At 60.8% G+C, this 25,216-nt stretch carries 22 protein-coding genes and 1 pseudogene; 11 read left to right on the top strand and 12 right to left on the bottom strand.

All coding sequences use genetic code 11. The features are described from left to right. Positions 1–204 (bottom strand): annotated as a pseudogene (locus tag ACIPL2_RS12565) (hypothetical protein); the annotation flags it as partial. A 57-nt stretch (positions 205–261) separates the two neighbouring features. On the opposite strand from ACIPL2_RS12565, the gene lon reads away from it, so the two are divergent. From lon to cmoB, 5 genes are all read left to right on the top strand, one after another. After that, on the top strand, positions 262–2,679 hold the full coding sequence (gene lon, locus ACIPL2_RS12560) for an endopeptidase La (protein WP_401356594.1): 2,418 nt from the start codon (positions 262–264) through the stop codon (positions 2,677–2,679). 206 nt (positions 2,680–2,885) lie between these two features. Beyond that, the gene (locus tag ACIPL2_RS12555; RefSeq protein WP_401356591.1) at positions 2,886–3,278 is read left to right on the top strand and encodes a protease inhibitor I42 family protein; all 393 of its coding nucleotides are present in this window, start codon (positions 2,886–2,888) and stop codon (positions 3,276–3,278) included. Positions 3,279–3,280: 2 nt separating this feature from the next. Then, entirely contained in the window at positions 3,281–3,916 is a 636-nt protein-coding gene (locus ACIPL2_RS12550; RefSeq protein ID WP_401356588.1) for a lysoplasmalogenase, read from the top strand. A 172-nt stretch (positions 3,917–4,088) separates the two neighbouring features. Then, positions 4,089–4,868 (top strand): carboxy-S-adenosyl-L-methionine synthase CmoA, encoded by a 780-nt coding sequence (cmoA, locus tag ACIPL2_RS12545; protein ID WP_401356585.1) that lies wholly within the window; start codon positions 4,089–4,091, stop codon positions 4,866–4,868. Then, positions 4,865–5,821, top strand: a complete 957-nt coding sequence (gene cmoB / locus ACIPL2_RS12540) for a tRNA 5-methoxyuridine(34)/uridine 5-oxyacetic acid(34) synthase CmoB (protein WP_401356582.1) — start codon at positions 4,865–4,867, stop codon at positions 5,819–5,821. Before cmoA ends, cmoB begins: the two co-directional genes overlap by 4 nt. Positions 5,822–5,956: 135 nt before the next feature. On the opposite strand, the gene tadA is transcribed toward cmoB, so the two are convergent. The 3 genes from tadA to ACIPL2_RS12525 all read right to left on the bottom strand — a co-directional run bounded on the left by tadA (position 5,957) and on the right by ACIPL2_RS12525 (position 8,340). Continuing rightward, positions 5,957–6,454, bottom strand: coding sequence for a tRNA adenosine(34) deaminase TadA (gene tadA / locus ACIPL2_RS12535; protein ID WP_401356579.1), 498 nt, complete (start codon positions 6,452–6,454; stop codon positions 5,957–5,959). Further along, positions 6,454–7,830, bottom strand: coding sequence for a multicopper oxidase family protein (locus ACIPL2_RS12530; protein WP_401356576.1), 1,377 nt, complete (start codon positions 7,828–7,830; stop codon positions 6,454–6,456). The genes tadA and ACIPL2_RS12530 overlap by 1 nt, the downstream gene beginning before the upstream one ends. A 225-nt stretch (positions 7,831–8,055) precedes the next feature. Further along, a complete protein-coding gene (locus tag ACIPL2_RS12525; RefSeq protein ID WP_401356573.1) occupies positions 8,056–8,340 on the bottom strand; it encodes a PTS glucose transporter subunit IIB in 285 nt (94 codons plus the stop codon). 139 nt (positions 8,341–8,479) lie between these two features. Here ACIPL2_RS12525 and ACIPL2_RS12520 point away from each other — a divergent pair, with 139 nt between their 5' ends. Continuing rightward, the gene (locus ACIPL2_RS12520) at positions 8,480–13,015 is read left to right on the top strand and encodes a membrane-targeted effector domain-containing toxin (RefSeq protein WP_401356570.1); all 4,536 of its coding nucleotides are present in this window, start codon (positions 8,480–8,482) and stop codon (positions 13,013–13,015) included. An 84-nt stretch (positions 13,016–13,099) separates the two neighbouring features. Here the strand turns inward: ACIPL2_RS12520 and guaA are convergent, their stop codons facing one another. From guaA to ACIPL2_RS12480, 8 genes are all read right to left on the bottom strand, one after another. Next, positions 13,100–14,677 carry a glutamine-hydrolyzing GMP synthase gene (gene guaA / locus ACIPL2_RS12515; RefSeq protein ID WP_008147787.1) on the bottom strand — a complete coding sequence of 526 codons (1,578 nt, stop codon included), beginning with the start codon at positions 14,675–14,677 and terminating at the stop codon, positions 13,100–13,102. Between the two features lie 100 nt (positions 14,678–14,777). Further along, positions 14,778–16,247, bottom strand: a complete 1,470-nt coding sequence (gene guaB, locus ACIPL2_RS12510) for an IMP dehydrogenase (RefSeq protein WP_401356565.1) — start codon at positions 16,245–16,247, stop codon at positions 14,778–14,780. A gap of 288 nt (positions 16,248–16,535) precedes the next feature. Then, positions 16,536–17,084, bottom strand: coding sequence for a sugar ABC transporter ATPase (locus tag ACIPL2_RS12505; RefSeq protein WP_401356562.1), 549 nt, complete (start codon positions 17,082–17,084; stop codon positions 16,536–16,538). A gap of 186 nt (positions 17,085–17,270) precedes the next feature. Further along, positions 17,271–18,452 carry a formate-dependent phosphoribosylglycinamide formyltransferase gene (gene purT / locus ACIPL2_RS12500; RefSeq protein WP_401356559.1) on the bottom strand — a complete coding sequence of 394 codons (1,182 nt, stop codon included), beginning with the start codon at positions 18,450–18,452 and terminating at the stop codon, positions 17,271–17,273. A gap of 90 nt (positions 18,453–18,542) precedes the next feature. After that, entirely contained in the window at positions 18,543–19,010 is a 468-nt protein-coding gene (locus tag ACIPL2_RS12495; RefSeq protein WP_401356556.1) for a preQ0 transporter, read from the bottom strand. Positions 19,011–19,173: 163 nt separating this feature from the next. Then, on the bottom strand, positions 19,174–19,389 hold the full coding sequence (locus ACIPL2_RS12490; protein ID WP_401356554.1) for a DUF1289 domain-containing protein: 216 nt from the start codon (positions 19,387–19,389) through the stop codon (positions 19,174–19,176). Then, positions 19,386–19,910: a gamma carbonic anhydrase family protein gene (locus tag ACIPL2_RS12485; RefSeq protein WP_401356551.1), complete on the bottom strand. Its 525-nt coding sequence runs from the start codon at positions 19,908–19,910 to the stop codon at positions 19,386–19,388. The genes ACIPL2_RS12490 and ACIPL2_RS12485 overlap by 4 nt, the downstream gene beginning before the upstream one ends. A 56-nt stretch (positions 19,911–19,966) precedes the next feature. Continuing rightward, the gene (locus ACIPL2_RS12480; protein ID WP_401356549.1) at positions 19,967–20,566 is read right to left on the bottom strand and encodes a CoA pyrophosphatase; all 600 of its coding nucleotides are present in this window, start codon (positions 20,564–20,566) and stop codon (positions 19,967–19,969) included. Between the two features lie 146 nt (positions 20,567–20,712). Between ACIPL2_RS12480 and ACIPL2_RS12475 the strand changes: the two genes are divergently transcribed. The 5 genes from ACIPL2_RS12475 to ACIPL2_RS12455 all read left to right on the top strand — a co-directional run bounded on the left by ACIPL2_RS12475 (position 20,713) and on the right by ACIPL2_RS12455 (position 25,026). After that, positions 20,713–21,264 carry an NUDIX hydrolase gene (locus ACIPL2_RS12475; protein WP_401356547.1) on the top strand — a complete coding sequence of 184 codons (552 nt, stop codon included), beginning with the start codon at positions 20,713–20,715 and terminating at the stop codon, positions 21,262–21,264. Between the two features lie 107 nt (positions 21,265–21,371). Beyond that, positions 21,372–21,875: a murein L,D-transpeptidase family protein gene (locus ACIPL2_RS12470; RefSeq protein WP_401356545.1), complete on the top strand. Its 504-nt coding sequence runs from the start codon at positions 21,372–21,374 to the stop codon at positions 21,873–21,875. A 293-nt stretch (positions 21,876–22,168) separates the two neighbouring features. Further along, complete coding sequence (locus ACIPL2_RS12465; protein ID WP_401356543.1) at positions 22,169–22,900, top strand: GntR family transcriptional regulator; 732 nt, start codon at positions 22,169–22,171, stop codon at positions 22,898–22,900. Positions 22,901–22,916: 16 nt separating this feature from the next. Next, positions 22,917–24,023, top strand: a complete 1,107-nt coding sequence (nagA, locus tag ACIPL2_RS12460) for an N-acetylglucosamine-6-phosphate deacetylase (protein WP_401356541.1) — start codon at positions 22,917–22,919, stop codon at positions 24,021–24,023. After that, positions 24,004–25,026 (top strand): SIS domain-containing protein, encoded by a 1,023-nt coding sequence (locus ACIPL2_RS12455; protein ID WP_401356539.1) that lies wholly within the window; start codon positions 24,004–24,006, stop codon positions 25,024–25,026. The genes nagA and ACIPL2_RS12455 overlap by 20 nt, the downstream gene beginning before the upstream one ends. Positions 25,027–25,216 lie beyond the last annotated feature (190 nt).

Genomic DNA, 25,216 nt, shown 5'->3' with positions numbered 1-25,216 from the left:
GCCGAGCCACAGCGAGGCACCGAACGAAAGGGGCAAAAGCCCTTGGTTACTTGGGGCTTTTCCAAGTGACACGCCGTAAGGGCGTAACCCATAGCCGCCGTTACCGCAGAAATGGATATGTACACCTGAAAGAGAATGGTCGGCTATCAGGCCGCCAAGACCTGTCCAAACCCTGAACACACACCCGGAAATATCGCCTACCATTGAAACCACCCCCCACCTGCCCCATCTAAGACCCATACCCCATTGCGCAGGTGCCCCATGAGCGACCAGCAAGAATTCCCTGAAGACCCGAGCGAATACGCCGACCCAGAGAACGCCGAACACCACTCCACCGGCAAAGGCCTCGCCCTGCCAGGCCAGAACCTGCCGGACAAGGTCTACATCATCCCGATCCACAACCGCCCATTCTTCCCGGCCCAAGTGCTGCCGGTCATCGTCAACGAAGAACCCTGGGCCGAAACCCTCGACCTGGTGAGCAAATCCGACCACCACTCCCTGGCCCTGTTCTACATGGACACGCCCCAGGAAGACCCGCGCCACTTCGACACCTCGGCCCTGCCGCTCTACGGCACGCTGGTCAAGGTCCACCACGCCAGCCGCGAAAACGGCAAACTGCAATTCGTCGCCCAGGGCCTGACCCGCGTGCGCATCCGCACCTGGCTCAAACACCACCGCCCGCCGTACCTGGTCGAAGTCGAATACCCGCACCAGCCCACCGAGCCGACCGACGAGGTCAAGGCCTACGGCATGGCGCTGATCAACGCGATCAAAGAATTGCTGCCGCTCAACCCGCTGTACAGCGAAGAGCTGAAAAACTACCTCAACCGCTTCAGCCCCAACGACCCGTCGCCGCTGACCGACTTCGCCGCCGCCCTGACCTCCGCCACCGGCAACGAACTGCAGGAAGTGCTCGACTGCGTGCCCATGCTCAAGCGCATGGAAAAAGTCCTGCCGATGCTGCGCAAGGAAGTTGAAGTCGCGCGCCTGCAAAAAGAGATTTCCGCCGAAGTTAACCGCAAGATCGGCGAGCATCAGCGCGAGTTCTTCCTCAAGGAACAACTCAAGGTCATCCAGCAGGAGCTGGGCCTGACCAAGGACGACCGCAGCGCCGACATCGAACAATTCGAACAACGTCTGGAAGGCAAAGTGTTGCCCGCCCAGGCGCAAAAACGCATCGAAGAGGAAATGAACAAGCTGTCGATCCTCGAGACCGGTTCGCCGGAGTACGCGGTCACCCGCAACTACCTCGACTGGGCGACCTCGGTGCCGTGGGGCGTGTACGGCGAGGACAAGCTCGACCTCAAACACGCGCGCAAGGTGCTGGACAAACACCACGCCGGCCTCGACGACATCAAGGACCGCATCCTCGAATTCCTCGCGGTCGGTGCCTACAAAGGCGAAATCAGCGGTTCCATCGTGCTGCTCGTGGGTCCGCCGGGCGTGGGTAAAACCAGCGTCGGTAAATCCATCGCAGAATCGTTGGGCCGGCCGTTCTACCGCTTCAGCCTCGGCGGCATGCGCGACGAAGCCGAGATCAAGGGCCACCGCCGCACCTACATCGGCGCGCAGCCGGGCAAACTGGTGCATGCGTTGAAAGACGTCGAAGTGATGAACCCGGTGATCATGCTCGACGAGATCGACAAGATGGGCCAGAGCTATCAGGGCGACCCGGCCTCGGCGCTGCTGGAAACCCTCGACCCGGAACAGAACGTCGAATTCCTCGACCACTACCTGGACCTGCGTCTGGACCTGTCGAAAGTGCTGTTCATCTGCACCGCCAACACCCTGGACTCGATCCCCGGCCCGTTGCTGGACCGGATGGAAGTGATCCGCCTGTCGGGTTACATCACCGAAGAAAAAATCGCCATCGCCAAGCGTCACCTGTGGCCCAAGCAACTGGAAAAGGCCGGTGTGTCGAAAGGCAGCCTGAGCATCAGCGACAGCGCCCTCAAAGCGTTGATCGACGGTTACGCTCGTGAAGCCGGCGTGCGCCAATTGGAAAAACAACTGGGCAAACTGGTGCGCAAAGCGGTGGTCAAGCTGATCGACGAACCGAAAGCCGTGATCAAACTCGGCCCGAAAGACCTCGAAGCCTCACTCGGGCATCCGGTGTTCCGTAACGAGCAAGTGCTGTCCGGCACTGGCGTGATCACTGGCCTGGCCTGGACCAGCATGGGCGGCGCGACCCTGCCGATTGAAGCGACGCGCATCCACACGTTGAACCGTGGCTTCAAACTCACCGGGCAACTGGGTGATGTGATGAAGGAATCGGCGGAAATCGCCTACAGCTACGTCAGCTCCAACCTGAAGTCGTTTGGCGGTGATCCGAAGTTCTTCGACGAAGCCTTCGTGCACCTGCACGTACCGGAAGGCGCGACGCCGAAAGACGGCCCGAGCGCCGGCGTGACCATGGCCAGCGCCCTGCTGTCCCTGGCGCGCAACCAGCCGCCGAAAAAAGGCGTGGCGATGACCGGCGAATTGACCCTGACCGGGCATGTCCTGCCGATTGGCGGGGTGCGCGAGAAAGTGATCGCGGCGCGGCGGCAGAAGATCTTCGAGTTGATCTTGCCGGAGCCTAACCGTGGGAGCTTTGAAGAACTGCCGGACTACCTGAAAGAAGGCATTACCGTGCACTTCGCCAAGCGTTTTGCGGATGTGGCGAAGATTCTTTTCTGAAAATGATGTAGCGCCTGCACGATTGCCTTCGCGAGCAAGCCCGCTCCCACATTTGACCGCGTATTTAGCGAGTCACGCGGTCAAATGTGGGTGCGGGCTTGCTCGCGAAGGCGTCGGCACTCACGACACTAATCCCGCCTCGTCACAATTTGTCGCATCTTCGGTTATGCTCGCCGTTCGTCGTGAATGCCGGAGCCGCTGATCTTATGTCCCCCACCCGCCTGTTCGTCCCCCTCAGCCTCGCGTTGCTGGCCGCCTGCGCCACGCAACCGAAACAGAACGTGACCGTGGAAAAACAAAGCGAATGCCCGGCGAAACTGCACAACGGGCAAAACCTGATACTGACGCTGCCGAGCAACCCGACCACGGGTTACCGCTGGGCGATCCAGGATTCGGCCGGCGGCGTGTTGCGCGCGCTCAGCCCCGAGGTCTACAGCAACCCTGAAGATGCCGGCGTGGTCGGTGCTGCGGGGATCTCGACCTGGCGCTTCCAGGCCTTCGCCACCGGTTCGGGGCGCTTGCGCTTGACCTCCCAGCAACCTTGGGCACCGGAAGTCCCGGCGGTGGAAACCTTCGACTGCGCGATCTCGGTCAACTGATCGTGGGCTGGCTGATTCTGGCGCTGATGGGCGCAGTGACCTTCCTTTACGGCCTCAGCGTGCACGCCACGCTGCTGTGCCTGATGGTGAAGCCGCTGCCGGTTCTGGCGCTGCTCGGCTGGATGCACGACGCACCGCCCAGCGAATACCGGCGCTGGATCAGCCTTGGATTGATGTTCTCCCTGCTGGGCGACGTGCTACTGGCGTTTCCGCAAGATTTGTTCGTGTTCGGTCTCGGGGCGTTTCTGGTCGCCCACCTGGCGTATCTGAAGGCGTATTTGAGCGATTGTCGGCGATTGGCGGTGTTGCCGCTGATGCTCGCGCTCGGCGTCGGAGCCCTGCTGCTGGGGATCCTGATTTCCCACGGGCTGGGGCCGTTGCTGATTCCGGTGATCGTCTACGGTCTGGCGATCAGCGCGATGCTCTGGCGGGCTCTGGCCCGGCTTGGCACCGACGTGCCCAAGCGCTCGGCGCTGCTGGCGGCGGCCGGTGCGGTGGCGTTTGTGTTTTCCGACAGCGTGATTGGCATCAGCCGCTTTGTCGTGCCGTTCGAGGCTGCGCCCTATGTGATTATCCTCAGCTACTGGCTGGGGCAATGGGGCATCACGGCGTCGGCGTTCGGTCCGAAACCGCGCTGAGCCCTTCGCGAGCAAGCCCGCTCCCACATTTGACCGCCTATTTAGCGAGTCACTCGGTCAAATGTGGGAGCGGGCTTGCTCGCGAAAGCGGTATCACTAATTACGCAATCCTCACAGCCTGGCCCGGCGGTTTATCAGACAACCCGCGCATCCACGCGCCAAGTTGGCTAAAATGCCGGCCTTTTCAACCGAAGCCGCTGGAACTGCCGTGAGCAAAGAACCCGATCGCCTTTTCGCCCAGCCTCTGGCCCAGGTGCCCGACTTCGCCTTTAACGAGGACGTGGTGCGGGTGTTCCCGGACATGATCAAGCGCTCGGTGCCCGGTTATCCGACCATCGTCGAAAACCTCGGCGTGCTCGCCGCGCAGTTCGCCCAGCCCAACAGCGTGCTCTACGACCTCGGTTCGTCGCTGGGCGCCGTGACCCAGGCCTTGCGCCGTCACGTGCGCACAGACGGTTGTCGCGTCATCGCTGTGGATAACTCGGCGGCGATGGTTGAACGCTGCCGCGAGTACCTCAACGGTCAGGATTCGATGTTCCAGGAGTTGCTGCCGGTCGACGTGATCGAAGGCGACATCCTCGCCCTCGAATTCCAGCCGGCCTCGGTGGTCGCGCTGAACTTCACCTTGCAATTCATCGCCCCGGAGCAGCGCACCGCGTTGCTCAGCCGCATCCGCCAGTCGTTGCTGCCCGGCGGCGCGTTGATCCTCTCGGAGAAGCTGCGCTTCAACGACCCTGAAGAACACGCGCTGCTCACCGACTTGCACGTGGCCTTCAAACGCGCCAACGGCTACAGCGAACTGGAAATCGCCCAGAAGCGCAGCGCCATCGAAAACGTCATGAAGCCCGACAGCCTCGAAGAACACCGCGAGCGCCTGTTGGCGGCCGGGTTCTCGAAAGTCGTGCCGTGGTTCCAGTGTCTTAACTTTGCCTCGTTGATTGCCTTGCCATGATTGATCTGTCCCCCCTCGCCCGCCGTCTGGCCGGTACTCCGCTGGCCGACTGGGCCAACACCCTGCAAGCGCAACTCGACAAGAAAATGGAAAAGGGTCACGGCGACCTGGAGCGCTGGCAGAGTGCGCTGGACGCCTTGCCGAAGATTCAGCCGAGCGAAGTCGATCTGCTCAACGGCCTGACGCTCGACACCGATTGCGACGCTGAAACCCGCGTGCAGATGCGTGCCGCGCTGATGGGATTGTCGCCTTGGCGCAAGGGGCCGTTCGACCTGTTCGGCGTGCATGTCGACACCGAATGGCGTTCGGACTGGAAGTGGTCGCGGGTCGCGCCGCACCTGGATTTGAAGGGCAAACGCATCCTCGATGTCGGCTGCGGCAACGGCTACTACATGTGGCGCATGCTCGGCGCCGGTGCCGACAGCGTGATCGGCGTCGACCCGAACTGGCTGTTTTTCTGCCAGTTCCAGGCGGTCCAGCGTTACCTGCCCGAGCCGAATGCCTGGCACCTGCCGTTCCCTTTCGAAGACTTGCCGCCGAACATGGAAGGCTTCGACACGGTGTTTTCCATGGGCGTTTTTTATCACCGCCGCTCGCCGATCGAGCATTTGCTGGCGCTGAAGGATTGCCTGGTCAAGGGCGGGGAACTGGTGCTGGAGACGCTGGTGATCGAAGGCGATCAGCAGCAGGTTCTGGTGCCGGAAGACCGCTACGCGCAGATGCGCAACGTGTGGTTCCTACCGTCGGTGCCCGCCCTGGAATTGTGGCTGCGCCGCGCCGGGTTCAGCGATGTTCGCTGCGTGGATGTCAGCGTGACCACCGTCGAGGAACAACGCGGGACGGAGTGGATGAAGTATCAATCGCTGAGCGATTTCCTTGATCCCGAGGACCACAGCAAAACGATTGAAGGCCTGCCAGCACCGATGCGCGCAGTGATCGTGGCCCGCAAATAAACCCCCTGATCTCCGCCACACAGAAGATCAAAATGTGGGAGCGGGCTTGCTCGCGAAAGCGGTTTAACATTCAACGGAAATGTTGACTGATCTACCGCTTTCGCGAGCAAGCCCGCTCCCACATTTGATTTGCATTTAGTCTGTGGGCTTGGCGCGTCGGGCTTTGAAGAACTCGCTCAGCACCGCGCCGCACTCTTCCGCCAACACCCCGCCTTCAAACAACACCCGGTGATTCAGAAAGCCTTGGGTAAAGAACTGCCCCTGACTCTGCACAATCCCCGCTTTCGGCTCCAGCGCGCCATACACCACCCGCGCAATCCGCGAATGCACGATCAACCCGGCGCACATGCTGCACGGCTCAAGCGTCACGTACAGCGTACTGCCGGGCAGCCGATAATTGCTGACGGCTTGCGAAGCAGCGCGGATCGCGACCATCTCGGCATGGGCGCTCGGGTCATTGCCGCTGATCGGGCAATTAAAGCCCCGGCCGATGATTTCTCCATCCTGCACCAGCACCGCGCCCACCGGCACTTCGCCAAGTGCCGCACCTTGGGCGGCGAGGGCCAGCGCCTCGCGCATAAAGTCGCGATCGCGGCTGCGGTCGATGATTGCCGTCGGGCGTATCTGCCGCATCACGCCACCTCGATAGCGGCCATCAGGCCGGTTTCCATGTGGTCGATCACATGGCAATGGAACATCCAGATTCCCGGGTTATCCGCCACCAGCGCCACTTGCGCGCGCTCGTTCTTGCCCAGCAGGTAGGTGTCGGTGAAGTACGGAATGACCTTGTGCCGGTTCGAAGCGATGACCTTGAAGCTCATGCCGTGCAAGTGGATCGGGTGCTGGTATTGAGTCATGTTCTTCAATTCGAAAATGTAACTCTTGCCCTTCTCAAGCTTGGCAATCGGGCGGTCGGCGCAGGTCTTGTCGGTGATGTCCCAGGCCTTGCCGTTGATCTGCCACAGGCTCGGCGGCTTGCCGTTGTCGACGTTGACCGACACCGAGCCCACCCATTCGAAATTGAAGTTGAGTTTCTCCGCGTTGGCCAGGTCCGGCTCGGCCACCGGGTTGGCGGGCAGCGCGGGTGGCCACTGGGTCGGCGCGTCGCTGTTGGCCACCGAGCGGAACGTGCCCACGCGCACCGGGCCGTTGCGCAAGGATAGCTCCTCACCGGCCGGCGGGGCCTTGATCGCCAGGCAGATGCGCATGCCGGGGCCGAGCCAGTATTCCTTGCCCAGTGGGCGGGGTTCGATGGGGTTGCCGTCCAGCGCGTAGATCTGCGCTTCGACGCCGGGGATGTTCAGGCGATAGGTCAGGGTGTTGTCGAGGTTGAGCAGGCGCACACGGGTGATCTGCCCGGCGGGCAAGTCGATCACCGCTTGCGCGACGCCATTGATGGTCGACAGTCGTCCCGCTGTACCGCCACGAGCCGCTTCACGCGGAATGCTGAACGCGACGAACGCGCCCTCTTCATCGACGTGCCAGCTCTTCAGGCTCAGAGTTTTTTCGTACTTGAAACCGGTCGGCTCGCGCTCTTCGATGATCAGCGGGCCGACCAGGCCACGGCCGAGTTCTTCGCTGCTGTTCACGTGCGGGTGATACCAGTAGCTGCCGGCATCGGGCACGCGGAACTTGTAGTCGAAGTATTCGCCCGGCAACACCGGAAGCTGCGAGACGTAGGGCACGCCGTCCATTTCCAGTGGCAGGCGAATGCCGTGCCAGTGGATGGTGGTGGCGACCGGCAGGTGATTGATGAAGCGCACCCGCAGCCATTCGCCCTGCCGCACGCGCAACTCGGTGCCGGGTGCCGAGGGGCCGAAGGCCCAGGCTTCGGTCTTGTGCCCGGCCACCAGTTCGACGTCCAGCGGCGCGGCGATCAGTTCGTAGTCGTGACCGGCGTCCGCGTCGGCCTTCTTGCCCAGCCAGTAACGCGACGCGCCACCGGCCCCCACGCCAACCACCACAAGACCGGCCAGACCACCGAGTATTTGTCGACGGGTAAAGGACATGAACTCAACTACCTCACGTATCAGCACCAGGCACGGGGCCTGCAAAAGGCGAATACGATACACCTGCGGTTGAGAAACAGTAAGGGCGGCGCGGCGACTGGTCACAGTCGATTCGTGGTCGATGATGCCCTGTAGGAGCGAGCTCGCTCGCGAAGGTCTGGAAAGCAACGCTCTCATTCAGGATGAACGCGTTATCGTTAACGTCTTTCGCGAGCGAGCTCGCTCCTACAGGCCGGTGATCAGGTGCACCACACCATCGTTGAGCATCATGACGCCTGGTACTCCCGCCATCATCAACGCTTGCCGATCCATCCGCGCCACATCGCGCAATTCCACCCGTACACGGGTCAGCGCCACTGGCTGCTGCGACTTGAGGTTATCCACTCCGCCCAGCGCCGCCACGACATTCGCTGGCAATCCGGAAACCGCCTGAGCAGCCACCTTCGGCTCATCCACCACCAGATCCGGCGTCAACGCTTTCCAGAACGCTCGCTGCATTTTTTCGAACATGGACAAGTTCTACTTTTCCGATGTGGCCAGACGCTGACACTACACCCCGGCGGAGCGCCAAACAGCATAACTATATAGTGCACCTTCCTTCAGCAAACGGGCCAATCTCGATAGTCCATACCTCAAGGATAGAGCGTGCATGAACACGATAGAAACCCGCCCATTGCCCAATGCCGCCGACAAGGCAGCGCTCAAGGCAATCGCCACCACCGTTATCCAGACCTGCCCCAGCCTGCAAGACACGGCGCATGAAGTCGCCAGCGACTTGCTGAAGAAATACGCCATCACCGGCCTCGACCCGGACCGGGTGTATTTCCACCGCTTCGATGCCTCGCAAAGCAGCTCGAAAGCCTTCACCGGCTGGGAGCATGTCCATGCGACGCCAACGTCGACCATGACCCTGACGCAACTGGTGATCCAGCGCTTTCGGGTCGGCGACCAGGACAATGCCGATTTACTGGACGTGTACGGAGGCTTCTACACCACAGGCCCGAACGCCGGCACCTTCAACGAAACCAACCAAGTGCGCCTGCACGGAAACGAGGTGCTGAAGGACTTTTGGAGTATCGATTTCAGCTCGTTGTACACCGAAAGGCTGACGGCCTTCTGGAACGATTCCGGCACCGATTTCCGCACCCTGGCCAAGTGCAATTTCTTGATCAAAGCCGTTCAGGCACGGGACAAACGCCAGCTAAGTGACGAGGATTTCCAGTTCGTCACCCATGCCGTCATCGGCCCGCTGACCTGGCCCGTCAGCCTGCCGATACTGCAAGCACAACACCCTTGCACGGGCAGCGTTCGTACCCTGGATGTCGCGGGCTACGTCGCGATCAACGCGCTTCGATTTGTCGCTGCCAACGGCCGGCAGATTGTCTACCTGCCCGGCGAAGCCGATGCCTTCCAGGTCATGGAAACCGCAACGGACATGCACTACTGGATGTTGTTGCAAATGAACAAGGCGCCTGCGCGCCAAGCGTTCATGACGCATTTTTCTCTGGCAGACCGTCAAGCTATCAGTGAGAACATCAACGATCTCCTGAGCCAGCTCGTCAGCACCTGGAGCCAATACGACCATCACCTGATCAACCCGCAAAACCAGCCCGTCACCGGCGACGCGTTCAGCTGGTTGCGCGACTCGACCAAGGACGCGATGTTCGCCGAGGCCGCACTCTCGCTGACCTCCAATGGTGATCTGCGCAAACAACTCTGGATCGGTTACCTCAGCGCTGGCGTCAAGGTCTTTGGCCCGATGGCGGTCGTCGGCTGGCCGGTCGCCTTGCCCGTGATCGGCGCCAGCATCGCCAACCTGGGCTTGAACATCGATCAGGCGGTCAATGCAAAAACGGCCGAAAAACGTAAGGCCGGCGTCCTGGGCGCGGTGCTCAGCGGCATTGATGTGCTGTTCAATTTGCTCGTTCTCAAGGGACCGGGTTCGCTGGCAGACGTCGGCCCCGAGGTTGACGCCGCTGAAGCCAGGGAGATGGCCGATCTGCTTGGATCGACGCAACCGGCAGAAGGCGCCGGGGCGGGGGCCGTTGAGCAAACACCGATCACAACCGGGTTACCCTCCGACAGTACCCCATCCGTCCCGGACAACTTCAAGATCGACGTACCGTTGAGTGATGACACGCTGATCCGTGAACCCGGCAAACTCCAGGGCATTCACCCACTCGCCTCCAACCCTTCCACCGCGATCAAGCTCAACGGCAGCGCCTATTACGTGCGTTACGAGAGCGACCTCAACGGCCGCGGAAACTGGGCCATTATCGACCCGGCCAACCCCAACGCGTTCACCGGTTCGATTCCTGTGCGCTTGAGCGCCGAAGGCAAGTGGGAAGTCATCCCGCGCCTGGGGTTGCAGGGCGGTATGGACGTGCCGCCCGCAGCCGGGCCCGTCATCCAGGAATGGGCGCGGTCGCCCGGCACACACATACCAGCCATCGAAAACACCGAGATGAGGGCATGGGCCCTCGGTGGCGCAGACGACGTCAGACCGGTGGCGGGCGCCGATGGCAGGACGACCAGCATGAGCCGCTTCGACCTGAGTCAGGAAACCGCTCGCAACAACCTGATTCGCGATGCCAACGCCTGGTATCAACTGAATCCACCGACGCCCCGCCTTCCGGTGTCTCCAGCGGCGCAGTTCACGACCTCCACCGAGCTGCTCGAAACCGCATTCGCGGAAAAACCGGGGCTGATCGTCGGTGAAAGCCGCGGCAGTATCGGCAGTAAACAGTTCCTGATCGAAAACATGCCTGAACTGGCGCGGCGCGGGGTCAAGACGCTGTACGTGCAGGAGCTGTTGGCGAACGTTAATCAGCTCGACCTGGACACCTTCGCCCGTACCGGTGAAATGCCCGAAGAGCTGGAAAGCTATCTGCGCAAACTCGACATCAAGGCCGGCAACGATCCCGACGGCCGATTCAACCTGACGCAACTGGTAAAGGTGGCCAATGCCCAGCGAATCCGGGTTCAGGCCATCGACATGTCGACGACCTATAACGTCAACAAAGCCGCCCTCGATCCGGAACCGGATCAGCAAATGGCCAGGAGCTTTTTCGCCAGCCAGGTCATCCGCTTCAATGAAGCAATAAAAGGCCCCGCCAACTGGGTGGCGTTGGTCGACCGGGAAAACATGACGACGTTCAGAGGCTACCGTGGCATCGGCGAACAAACCGATGCCCTGAGCATCCGCGTCGATGATGTAAAACCCGGCGTCGCACAACCCATCGCCGCCGATCCCGGACTGGCGATGGAGTACGCCGACTATCCGCAGGCCCCCGCCTATGAAGTCGAAGGACTGGCCGATCCGGACAGCCTCCAGGTGTTGATCAAAGGTGACTGGCGTGTGCAGATGGAAACGCCGTGGGCGTACCGAACCTCGCATGAGTTGCGAGCGTTGTTGCCAGAACCGGGGATGTTCACCTTCCAGCGCTACCGCAGCAGCGTGCTGGTGGTCTATCGCAACGCCGAAGGGCGCATGGCCGACAGTGTCATCCGCTCGACACCGGGTGGACGGTTCAATCTGGAGACCCCGCTCGCGCCAGCCTACGACTCCATGACGGTGGATAACTTCGAGGAACTGAAACAGGCATTGAGTGCACAAGGCATGCGGCCAATGGGCTGGCCGGCACTTCCAGACCTGGCGCAGACGAACCAGCTCCCCACCATCCCGGCCAGCTGGCAAGCCAACGAAGTGCTTGAAGGCGAAACACAGGTGACCGAACCCGGAAAATTCCAGGGCATCTATCGGCTCAATGCCAACCCTTCAACCGCCATCATGCTGGACCACGCCCCGTACTACGTGCGTTGGGAAGCCGACCTCAACGGCGGCGGGCACTGGGCCGTCATCGACCCGGAAAGCCCCCACGCGTTCTCCAACTCGATCCCCGTGCGCCTGAACGCCGAGGGTGAGTGGCAAACCCTGCCCCGGGTTGGGCTCAATGGCGGTGGCAAGACACCTCTGCTGCGCTTGCCCGCCTCGGAGTACGACATGCCCGAGCCGTTGAAGGCCGAACTGAAAAGCGGTGCGAACGGCCAGGACGACGAGTCGTTGCGCGACTTCTACGACAGCCTCAACGAGCACGATCCCTATCGGGATTTCAAGGCGATCAGAAAACGCCTGCACCTCGATGCCGTGCGCTTTTACGCCGAGCTTCAATTGCCCGCGCGTCCGCCGATCCCGACGCTTGCTCCCGAGGCCAGTGCCAAAGACATCATCGCGAAAACCCTCGAACATGCCCGAGGCCTGGTCATCGGCGAAAGCCATAGCTCCATCGCCAGCAAACAGTGGCTGATCGAGAACATGGAGTTGCTGGCCAACAAGAACGTGAAGACCCTGTACATGGAACATCTGCTGACCGACTTCCATCAAGCGACGCTGGATACGTTTTTCGAAACAGGGACGTTGGCGAAAGATCTGGAGAGCTACCTCAACGCGCTCGATGTCGGCAACATGACCGACCCGCTGGGGCGCGATACGTTTCTGCAACTGGTCAAACAGACGCGCCGTTTCAAGATTCGGGTGCAGGCCATCGATTGCATGGCGAGCTACCGGCTCAACGGTATGGAGAAGGTCGGATCCCTGGAACCTGCCGTTGAACCAACGGCGCGACAGAAAATGATGAACTACTTCGCCCGCTCGGTTATTCGCAGCGACCAGGCCCTGCGTGGCGCGCATAAATGGGTGGCGCTAATGGGCAACTCCCACTCCAACACCTTCGAAGGCGTGGCGGGGGTCAGCGAACTGGAAGAAGCCATCGGCATTCGCGTTGAAGATGTCGCCGAAGGTGCCGCGGTGGGCATCCAGGTCGACCCGGGAAGAATCCTGCCGCTGGGCGGAACCGCGTTTGATCGCAGCGCTTTGGTCAAAGGTGATTTGCGCCTGCGAATGGCAACACCCTGGACAGCGCAGACGATGCCGGAAATCGAAGCGGCCTTGCCCCAGCGCGGGATGTACACCTTGAAACTGCAACCCGGCATGACCTTCCTGGTTCACCGCAGCCGCAGCCATGCCATCGTGCGCACCCTCATCGAAAGCGATAACGGCCGCTTCTACATCGAGCGTCCGGACTGGCCGTCGGTCAGTGGCAAGCGCTACGCCAGCATCAAAGCGTTGCTGAACGGGTTGGATCAAATGGGCATGACACTGGCCGGCTGGTCGAAACCGCTGTAAAACGCCCACAAAAAAGCCGTGTGAAATCTGATTTCACACGGCTTTTGCTGTTGCAGCGCTCAAGCCATCAAGGCTGGTGCGGGATCATTCCCACTCAATGGTCGCTGGCGGCTTGCTCGACACGTCGTAAGTGACGCGGGAGATGCCTTCGATTTCATTGATGATGCGGCCGCTGACGGTTTCCAGCAGTTCGTAAGGCAGGTGAGCCCAACGCGCGGTCATGAAGTCGATGGTTTCCACGGCACGCAGGGCCACGACCCAGGCGTAACGACGGCCATCGCCGACCACGCCAACCGATTTCACCGGCTGGAACACTACGAAGGCCTGGCTGACTTTGTGGTACCAGTCGGCCTTGCGCAGTTCTTCGATGAAGATGTGGTCGGCACGACGCAGCAGGTCGGCGTATTCCTTCTTCACTTCACCGAGGATCCGCACGCCCAGGCCCGGGCCGGGGAACGGGTGACGGTAGACCATGTCGTACGGCAGGCCGAGTTCCAGGCCCAGACGACGGACTTCGTCCTTGAACAGCTCGCGCAGGGGTTCAACCAGCTTGAGGTTCATTTCTTCCGGCAGGCCACCCACGTTGTGGTGCGACTTGATCACGTGAGCCTTGCCGCTTTTGGCGCCAGCCGACTCGATCACGTCCGGGTAGATGGTGCCTTGGGCGAGGTACTTGATGTTGTCCAGTTTGTTCGACTGGGCATCGAAGACGTCGATGAAGGTACGGCCGATGATCTTGCGCTTCTTCTCTGGGTCGGACTCGCCTGCCAGATTGTCGAGGAACTGATCTTCAGCGTTGGCGCGGATCACTTTGACGCCCATGTTCTCGGCGAACATGGCCATCACTTGCTCGCCTTCGTGCAGACGCAGCAGACCGTTGTCGACGAACACGCAGGTCAGCTGGTCGCCAATGGCTTTGTGCAGCAGTGCGGCAACCACCGAAGAGTCAACGCCGCCGGACAAGCCGAGCAGTACGTTGTCGGTGCCGACCTGGGCGCGAATGTTGGCGATGGCGTCTTCAGCGATCTTCGACGGTGTCCACAGCGCTTCGCAGCCGCAGATGTCGAGGATGAAGCGCGAGAGGATGCGACCGCCCTGCTTGGTGTGGGTCACTTCCGGGTGAAACTGCACGCCGTAGTAGCCGCGAGCGTCGTCGAACATACCGGCAATCGGGCAGCTCGGGGTGCTGGCCAGGATGTGGAATTCCTGTGGCATCCTGGTGACCTTGTCACCGTGGCTCATCCACACGTCAAGGCCGAACAGGCCGTCGGCGTCGATATGGTCTTCGATGCCGTCGAGCAGGCGGCTCTTGCCGACTACGTCAACGCGGGCGTAACCGAACTCACGCAGCTCGGAACCTTCGACCTTGCCACCCAGCTGTTCAGCCATGGTTTGCATGCCGTAGCAGATACCGAAGACCGGTACGCCCAGGTCAAACACCGCTTGCGGGCAGCGCGGGCTGTCGGCGACGTGTACGGACTCGGGGCCGCCGGCGAGAATGACGCCTTTTGGAGCGAATTCGCGAATCGCTTCGTCATCCATATCGAACGGATGCAGTTCGCAGTACACGCCGATTTCACGCACGCGGCGGGCAATCAGCTGGGTGTACTGGGAACCGAAGTCGAGGATCAGGATGCGGTGAGCGTGGATGTCGAGGGCCATGATTCAGTCTCGTCTAAGTCATTCAGAAACAGTCGTGATTCAGAAACAACTCGGGGCTGAATAAAACAGCCCCGGTTACTTAACTTTTTTGCTTGAAGCCTCAACCTACGCGGTAGTTTGGCGCTTCTTTGGTGATTTGTACGTCGTGGACGTGGGACTCGGCCATGCCAGCGCCGGTGATCCGCACGAACTCAGGCTTGGTGCGCATTTCTTCGATGTCGGCACTGCCGGTGTAGCCCATCGAGGAACGCAGGCCGCCCATCAGTTGATGGATGATGGCGCTCAGGGAGCCCTTGTAAGGAACACGCCCTTCGATACCTTCCGGCACCAGCTTCTCGGCACCCGCGGAGGAGTCCTGGAAGTAACGGTCGGAGGAACCTTGAGCCTGGGACATGGCGCCCAGCGAACCCATGCCGCGGTAAGCCTTGTACGAACGACCCTGGAACAGTTCGATCTCGCCTGGCGCTTCTTCAGTACCGGCGAACATCGAGCCCATCATCACGCAGGAAGCACCGGCCACGATGGCCTTGGACAGGTCACCGGAGAAACGGATGCCGCCGTCGGCGATCAACGGCACACCGGTGCCTTCAAGGGCGGCGGCGACGTTGGCGATGGCACTGATTTGCGGGACGCCGACACCGGCGACGATACGGGTGGTGCAGATCGAGCCCGGGCCGATACCGACCTTGACGGCATCCGCGCCTGCTTCGACCAAAGCCTTGGCCGCCGCGCCGGTGGCGATGTTGCCGCCGATGACTTGCACTTGCGGGAAGTTGTCCTTGACCCAGCGAACGCGGTCGATCACGCCTTTGGAGTGACCGTGAGCCGTGTCGACCACCACCACGTCAACGCCGGCATTGACCAGTGCAGTTACGCGCTCACCGGTGTCTTTACCGGTACCGACCGCAGCGCCAACGCGCAGACGACCTTGATCGTCCTTGCTGGCCAGCGGGTACGCCTTGGCTTTTTCGATGTCTTTGACGGTCATCATGCCTTTGAGGGCAAACTTGTCGTCGACGATCAGGACTTTTTCCAGACGGTGCTTGTGCAGCAACTCGCGGACTTCGTTCTTGTTGGCGCCTTCACGTACGGTGACCAGGCGCTCTTTAGGCGTCATCACTTCACGTACGGTGGCTTCCAGACGCGTTTCGAAACGCACGTCACGGGAAGTGACGATGCCGACCAGGTCGCCATCGTGCAGTACCGGAACGCCGGAGATATTGTGCATGCGGGTCAGTTCGAACAGATCACGAACCGTGGCGTCAGCCTCGATGGTGATCGGATCCTTGACGACGCCGGCTTCGAACTTCTTGACCTTGCGAACTTCGGCAGCTTGCTGCTCGATGGTCATGTTCTTGTGGATGATGCCGATGCCACCTTCCTGAGCCATGGCGATTGCCAGACGGGCTTCAGTAACGGTGTCCATGGCGGCAGAAACCAGAGGAATATTCAGCTCGATGCCACGGGTTAGGCGGGTCTTGAGACTGACTTCGTTAGGAAGTACCTCGGAATAACCGGGCACTAGGAGAATGTCGTCGAATGTCAGAGCTTCTTGGCTGATACGCAGCATCGCGGGGGCTCCCGAGCGGGAAAATGGAAGCGCGCCATTATAGTCAGACACCCCCTCGGGTTCAATGTAAAACTCTGTCTATTATTGGCATTACTGACATACGGAATGGGGATGGCTGTTTTTTTGTAGGAGCGAGCTTGCTCGCGAGGGTCGTGAACGATGACGCGTGCTGTCTGCAGACACGCGTCGCCTGCGCGTTCATCGCGAGCAAGCTCGCTCCTACAGATGCTCATATTCGCGGTGATTCTGTGGGAGCTGGCCCGCCAGCAATGAACGATAACGCGGTCATTACAGCTCGACTTTGACCCAACTGACAGGTTGATCGAGCCAATCGGCAAATTCGTCGATGAAGCTCTGCTTGAACCCGGCCTCGGCCCAGTTGTTGAAAATGAACCCCAGGTTGGAAAAGCCGCATTCCTGCAAGAACAGAAAGCCGTTGATGTCATCTTCATGCCCGCATTCGGGGCAAGTGAAGTTATCGGTGCGCCCCGGCATCCACTCTTCCAGGCTTTCGAACAGCGCTTCGCCGATTTCCTTGCGGCACTCAGCGCAGCCCGCTTCGCTGAGGAAACCCTTGGCCGGCGTATAGATGCAACGCTTGGTGATGATCTCCAGGCCGTTGATCGGCTCACCGAACGGCAAGGCTTCCGGGTACAGGACCACGGCACGGGCACCGTCGCCGATGGCGTGCGCCATGCGATTGCCGGTGCGCCCGCAGGTGGTCAGTTCTTCCTTGATGATGTTCTTGCGCACCAGCCACCGCACGACCGCCCGTGCCCGGGGCTCGTGCACCGGCAGTGTGGAGATTTTCGGGACAATGATGCTTTGCGAATTCATGGCGACAGGCCTGATGCATTTAAATGAAAGATATTGCGCGGGAATCCTTGTAGGAGCGAGGCTTGCCCGCGAAGGCGATTCCACATTCAACATTATTGTTGACCATGAAATCGCCTTCGCGGGCAAGCCTCGCTCCTACAGGTTCAGTGTCGGCATTCAGTAGGTATAGGCCCGCCGAGAGGGTTTTTACAGTTCGACAACCACCGCCTGCGATGCACGGGTGGCCTTGGCGCGTGCGGCGTCGATCGACTCGTCGCGCGCCAGTGCGACGCCCATCCGGCGCTGGCCATTGACCTCAGGCTTGCCGAACAGACGCAACGCGGTATCCGGCTCGCTCAACGCCGCGCCCAGGTTGGCGAACGCCGTCTGGGTCGACTGCCCTTCCACCAGAATCACCGCCGACGCCGAAGGCCCGAACTGACGGATCAACGGAATCGGCAGACCGAGGATCGCCCGTGCGTGCAGGGCGAACTGCGACAGGTCCTGGGAAATCAGAGTCACCAGACCGGTGTCATGTGGGCGCGGCGAGACTTCGCTGAACCACACCTGATCACCTTTGATGAACAGCTCGACGCCAAACAGACCACGGCCACCCAAGGCTTCGGTCACGGCTTTGGCAACGCGCTCGGATTCAGCCAGGGCAACCGGGCTCATGGCTTGTGGCTGCCAGGATTCCTGGTAGTCGCCCTTCTCCTGACGGTGACCGACCGGCGCGCAGAAGGTAGTGCCGCCGACGTGGCGCACGGTCAGCAAGGTGATTTCGTAGTCGAAGTCGATGAAGCCTTCGATGATCACGCGACCTTTACCGGCACGGCCGCCTTCTTGAGCGTAATCCCAAGCGGTTTTCACATCGTCGATGCTGCGCAACAGGCTCTGGCCCTTGCCCGACGAACTCATCACCGGCTTGACCACGCATGGGAAGCCGAGGTCTTCGACGGCCTTGCTGTAATCCTCGAAGGTGTCGGCGAAGTGGTAAGGCGAGGTCGGCAGGTCCAGTTCTTCAGCGGCCAGGCGACGGATGCCTTCGCGGTTCATGGTCAGCTGCGTGGCGCGCGCGGTCGGGATCACGGTGAAGCCTTCGGCTTCCAGTTCTACCAGAGTGGCGGTGGCGATGGCTTCGATTTCCGGCACGATGAAGTGCGGCTTTTCGGCCTCGATCACGGCACGCAGCGCGGCGCCATCGAGCATGTTGATCACATGGCTGCGATGGGCGACTTGCATGGCCGGCGCGTTGGCGTAGCGATCCACGGCAATCACTTCAACGCCCAGACGTTGCAGCTCGATCACCACTTCCTTGCCCAACTCGCCACAGCCACACAGCAATACGCGGGTCGCGGTGGGCGACAATGGAGTTCCGATACGGGTCATCTCAGGTCCTCAAAGGAGCGGATCATCGAGGGAAGCGCGCTTCCCATGGGGAGAAAGCGCGGCATTTTACATGAACCGGCGGGTTTGGCTTCAGCTGACGACGGCCTGCTTGCGCAAGCGCCACGCCATGATCAGCCACACGGCCGTCACGCCGGCGAACTTCGATCCCATGGCGGTGAGAATGACGCCGGGGGTGAACGCGTCGATCATGCCGAAGAAAATGAAGGTATCGAGGGGAATGCTCAGGGCCGAACTTATCCACAGGCGATCGTGCAACGGGCGCTTGGTGATGCTGAACACCAGCCAGTCGATGCACTCGGACACCGCGAACGCCGTGGCGCTGGCCAAAGCGATGGACGGGTCAGACGTTACGTAGGACAGCACCAGCGCCGCCAGCATCGCCGCAATGGCGCCGTGGCCAAAACGGGTTTGCACCATGTCGCGCAAGATAAACACCAAACCGCCCCAGGCCGACCAGATGAGGTCCAGGTGCGGCGCGGTGGAAAAGGCGTAGTTGATCAGCACGACACTGCTGATGTAAGCGATCAGGAAGAGCATGGGGCGCGGGAATACCTGTCAATTTGGCGCACAGGGTACTTCAGGGATGGGGTTGGGCCAAGAGAGCCGAGGTTTACGTGATGACGCCTTCGCGGGCAAGCCTCGCTCCTACAGGTTCAGTGTGATCGTTGTAGGAGCGAGGCTTGCCCGCGAAGGCCGCACCTCAATGATCGGATTTCGCCCCGATCATCCACAGAATCCCGCTCGACTTGGCGCGCTCGTGGCACAAGCCCAGCACCTTGCGGCGTTCTTCGTTATCCATCCGGCTCCAGCGCGTGATCTCGTCCACCGTGCGCTGACACCCGGTGCAAATATCATCCTCATCCAGCGCGCAAATGCTCACGCAGGGAGAAAGGACCGGTCGTTCGGTGGCGCTCATTCTTCCTGCTCGACCAGATCGCGGGCATAACGCTGTGAGTTATGCACATAGTGTGCGGCGCTGGCTTCGAGCATCTTCTTCTGCTGCTCGGTCAGTTCACGCACCACCTTGCCGGGCGAGCCCATGACCAGCGAACCGTCGGGAATTTCCTTGCCTTCGCCGATCAGCGAATTGGCGCCGATGATGCAGTTCTTGCCGATTTTCGCGCCGTTGAGAATTACCGCATTAATACCGATCAGGCTGTAATCGCCCACGGTACAGCCATGGAGCATGGCGTTATGGCCGATGGTCACGCCGGTGCCGAGGGTCAGCGGGTAGCCCATGTCGGTGTGCATCACCGTGCCGTCCTGCACGTTGCTGTTCTTGCCGATCAGGATCAGTTCGTTGTCGCCACGCAGCACGGTGTTGAACCAGACGTTGGCGCCCTCTTCCAGTTTGACCTTGCCCACCAGCACGGCATTGGGTGCGATCCAGCTCTGCGGATGGGCATCGACGCGGGCGTCGCCCAGGCGGTATTTCATCTTATTGTCCTCAAGGCTCAGGTTGCCGCTGGGTTCTGGCCATTCGTGCGATGGCTTCAGGTGTTGATAAAACTGTTGGGCGGCTGATGCAGGCTGATTTTGGCGTCATAGAGCAAGTTGATCAACTCGACGATCATGATCGCCGTCAAGCCCCAGATTTTGTATTCGCCATAACGATAGCTCGGCACATACCAACTGCGACCCTGATAATCGATGCGGTGCGTGTGTTCCCGAGGGTCCTTGCGGAAAAATTCCAGCGGGACACTGAACACCGCGGCGATCTCGGCATCGTTGGCCAGGTACTCGACAAAATCCGGAATCACCCCGACATACGGCGTGACCTTGATGCCATGCAGGGAAATCAGCGGGCTGAGCGGGCCGATAATTTCCACCAGTCCGGGCGGCAGGCCGATTTCTTCTTCGGCTTCGCGCAAGGCAGTGAATATAAGGTCAGGGTCTTCGGGGTCGCGGCGCCCACCGGGGAAGGCAACTTCGCCGCCATGGGTCGAGAGCCCGCTGGCGCGCAGGGTCAGAACCAGTTCCGGCTCATCACTGCGCGTGATGGGGACCAGTACCGCGGCCTCAGGGAAACGTTTGTCGGTTTCCATTGTGCTTGGGGTGTGGTTGCTTACTCGATGCAGTAGCTCGTCCAGCATGAGACTTCTCGACTTATTTGCTACCTCGCATCATGCACCAATCGAACCGACCGCCCAACCCCATAACCGCTGCATGTCGCTAAACGACAACTTGCCGACAGACACCGCCGCACGCCAAGATAGGCGCAGCATTCAGGAACCCAAGCATGAAATTTTGCAGTCAGTGCGGCAACCCGGTCACCCAGCGCATCCCCGAAGGCGATTCGCGCCTGCGTTTTGTCTGTGACAGCTGTCAGGCCATTCACTATCAAAACCCCAATATCGTCGCCGGTTGCGTGGCGACCTGGGGTTCGAAGGTGCTGCTGTGCCGTCGTGCCATCGAGCCACGGCTCGGCTACTGGACCCTGCCCGCAGGCTTTATGGAGAACGGTGAGACCATCGAGCAGGCGGCCATTCGCGAGACCGCCGAAGAAGCCTGCGCCCGAGTGCGCAACCTGAGCATCTATACCTTGATCGACGTGCCGCACATCAGCCAGGTGCATGTGTTCTTTCGCGCCGAGCTGGTGGACCTGGATTTTTCCGCCGGCCCCGAGAGCCTGGAAGTGCAGCTTTTCGAAGAAGCCGACATCCCTTGGTCCGACCTGGCTTTCCGCACGGTGGGCCGTACCTTAGAATGCTTCTTCGCTGACCGGCGGACCGAGGTCTACCCCGTGCGGTCCGAATCGATCCCGCCGCTTGTCCAGGCTGTCATCACTTGATTTCAATTACGGAATTTTTGACGACGCTAAAAGATCGCAGCCTGCGGCAGCTCCTACAAAAACATCTATAAATTATTAGTAGTGACACCTCTTGGGGAATCGTTTCAATGCGCTGGTTGCTTGCCCTGTTTTGCTTGTCGTTCGTTGCGTTGTCCCAGGCTTCCACCGTGGTGACGCTGGACGGCAAACCCATCGAAAAGGTGTTGGTGCTCAAATCCGCCCATCAATTGCAATTGATCGCCGATGGCAAGCCGCTGCGAACCTACCGCATTTCCCTGGGCAAACAGCCCAGGGGCGCCAAGCTGATGGAAGGCGATAAACGCACGCCGGAAGGCTTTTATTGGGTGGACTGGCGCAAGGTCAGCGACCGCTTCAATCTGGCCATGCACATCTCCTACCCGAACGTGACTGACTCGGCGCGCTCCCGACGTGAAGGCGTCGACCCTGGCGGCATGATCATGATTCACGGCACCCCCGACACCTACGACTACCCGGAAAACCTGTTCCATACGCTGGACTGGACCGACGGTTGCATCGCCATGCGCAACATGGACATGCGCGAAGTCTGGGGGCTGGTGCCGGACGGCACGATGATCGAAATCCGCCCTTAGCGACTACCTTTTGTCGTTCATCGAAAAATAAATTCAAAAGATCGCAGCCTGCGGCAGCTCCTACAGAGTAGATACCAATTCTCACTGTAGGAGCTGCCGAAGGCTGCGATCTTTGCTTTCGAAATCGCCACTCCTAATACCACTTCAAACCAACCCCATCTCAGCAAGCCCATCAGGGCAGGCTTTCCCGCGCCTACAGCAAAGTGGTCTCATTGACATGGTATTTAAGTGGTATTAGCTTTCCCTCACAACCGGGCGACAACAATCCTATATCCGCATCGGACCAAACCTACATGAATGACCTTCAAGCCCTACGTCCTGACGACACCCAGCCCACGCCGTTGTACCTGCAACTGGCGCGCAACCTGGAAGCGGCGATTCATGCCGGCCAGTGGAAAGCCGAACAGGCCATGCCCTCGGAGCGCAATCTCAGCGAAGTGCTGGGCATCTCCCGCGTCACGGCCCGCAAGGCGTTGGAAGTGCTGTTCGAACAAGGCCTGATCCGCCGCAACCAGGGTTCGGGCACGTTCATCACCCCGCGCCTGGAACAACCGCTGTCGCGCCTTTCGGGTTTCAGCGAAATGCTCCGCCTCAAGGGCTTCGTTCCCGGCTCGCAATGGCTGGAGCGAGAAATCACCCCGCCCACCCATGAAGAACTGATTCGTCTCGGCCTCTCGCCCAACGACAAGGTCGCGCGGCTCAAGCGTCTGCGCAAAGCCGACGACACGGTGATGGCAATCGAGATGAGCACCCTGCCCGCCTCGATCATTCCCAAGCCGCAAGCGGTCGGCGATTCCCTCTACGAATACCTCGACGGCATCGGCAAACCGATCGTCCGCGCGCTGCAACACATCCAGGCAATCAACGCCTCGGACGAGTTCGCCGCGCTGGTCGGCATCGCCCCCGGCACCGCGATGTTGCTGATGACCCGAGTCGGCTACCTGGAAGACAACACGCCCATCGAAGTCACCGACACCTATTGCCGCAACGACTACTACGACTTTGTCGCAGAGCTTCGCCGCTAAGTATTGAGAGCTGATCATGTCCGAAGACAACATCCTCACCGCCAACGGCTGGGTACGCGGCCGGCTGATTCACGAGCACGGCAAGGTCGTGGCCATCGACGGCCAGCCGTGTGACCCGGCGGACAACGACTTGCCTTACCTGCTGCCAGGCTTTATCGATTTGCACGTTCACGGCGGCGGCGGCAAAGACATCATGGAAGGCGCAACGGCTTTCGAAACCATCACCAAAACCCATGTGCGTTTCGGCACCACGTCGCTGCTGGCCACCACCATGACCGCGCCGAGCGAAGAAATCTCCCGCGTGCTCAAGGACGTCGGCGAGTTCTACGAGCAGCGCCCGCAAGGCTGCGCCCGCGTGCTTGGCGTGCACCTCGAAGGCCCGTACATCAACCCTGGAAAACTCGGCGCCCAACCGAATTTCGCCCACACCGCCTTGATGGCCGAAGTTGAAGCATACTTGGCGCTGGCGCCGATCCGGGTGATCACCATTGCCCCGGAAATCGCCGGCCACGACGCCTTGATCCGCGCCCTCAGCCAACGTGGCGTGCGCATGCAAATCGGCCACACCCTCGGCAGCTATGAAGAAGGCGTCGCCGCGCTGGAGGCCGGCGCCAGCAGTTTCACCCACCTCTACAACGCCATGAGCCCGCTGCATCACCGTGAACCGGGGATCGTCGGCGCGGCACTGGCCCACGCCCAATACGCCGAACTGATTCCGGACTTGCTGCACGTGCACCCCGGCGCGATCCGCGTGGCCCTGCGTTCGATCCCGTGCCTGTATTGCGTCACCGATTCGACTGCCGCGGCGGGCATGCCCGACGGTGAGTACAAACTCGGCAGCCACACCGTGACCAAATGCCTGGGCGGCGTGCGCCTGCCCGACGGCACGTTGGCGGGCAGCACCCTGACCATGGACCAGGCGCTGCGCAATCTGGTGAAAATCGGTTTGCCGATCGCCGAGGCCTCGCAACGTCTTTCGCAATTCCCCGCCGACTACCTCGGCATCAGCGAACGCGGTCGCCTGCAACCCGGCGCCTGGGCCGACTGCGTGCGGCTGGATCGCTCACTCACACTCACCGCCGTCATGGTCGAAGGAGAAGACATTGACTTCAAAAATGCTTGAGGAGGCACTGTCCTCGTTCGAGGCCGTGCAAGCGCAATTGCAGCAACTCGACCCGCCGATGATCGAGATCGCCGGACGCCTGCGCCGTCAGCCACCGCAAGTGGCGATGACCGTCGCGCGCGGCAGTTCCGACCATGCAGCGAGCTACTTCGCCTACCTGGCCATGCAGCAATTGGGCTTCCCGGTGGCCTCGTTGCCGATGTCGGTGGTGACCATGCAGCAGGCGCCGTTGAAAGTCAGTGGTCAGGTCGCCTTCGCGTTTTCGCAGTCGGGGCAAAGTCCGGACCTGGTGAACAGTATGCGTTTGCTGCGCAAGCGTGGCGCCTTGAGCATTTCCATGGTCAATGCCGAGAGTTCGCCTTTGGAAGCCGCATGCGAATTCAGTCTGCCGCTGTGCGCCGGCACCGAAAGCAGCGTCGCCGCGACCAAGAGTTTTATCGCCACCCTCAGCGCCAGCGCCCGCCTGATCGCCCATTGGAAGGAAGACGCGGAACTGCTGGAAGCGGGCCTCGCCCTGCCGGAAGGTCTGCGCGACGCGGCGCAACAGGATTGGAGCGTGGCCATCGACGCGCTGCGTGATTGCCAACGCCTGATGGTGATCGGCCGTGGCGCCGGTTTCGCCATCGCCCAGGAAGCCGCGCTGAAATTCAAGGAGACCTCGGCGATCCAGGCCGAAGCCTTTAGCAGCGCTGAGGTCCGTCACGGCCCGATGGCGTTGATCGGCGAGAATTATCCGCTGCTGGTGTTCGCCCCACGCGGTGCCGAGCAAGCCGGTTTACTCAGCCTCGCGGCCGACATGCGTCAGCGCGGCGCACGGGTGCTGCTGGCGGCGCCGGATGACGTCGCCGAACGCAACCTTACCCTGACCCGCGCCGAGCATCCGGCCCTCGACCCGATATTGGCGATCCAGAGTTTCTACGTCATGGCCGCCGGTTTAGCCGTCGCCCGAGGCATGGACCCGGACCAGCCACGGCATCTGAGCAAAGTCACCCGCACCCACTGAGCCAAACGACAAATGCATCCCCCTGTAGGAGCTGGTAGGAGCTGTCGAGTGAAACGAGGCTGCGATCTTTTGATCTTGCCTTTGAAAATCAACGTCAAAAGATCGCAGCCTCGTTTCACTCGACAGCTCCTACCAGCTCCTACCCGCTCCTACAAGAGAGGGATGGGGGCGTTGATCTGAACTGTATTTT

Origin of the sequence: Pseudomonas sp. NPDC086251 (assembly GCF_044746405.1) — a bacterium.
In the GTDB taxonomy this organism is placed as follows: domain Bacteria; phylum Pseudomonadota; class Gammaproteobacteria; order Pseudomonadales; family Pseudomonadaceae; genus Aquipseudomonas.
Note: the sequence above shows the minus strand (reverse complement) of the source record. Positions and strands in the feature narration are given on the sequence as shown.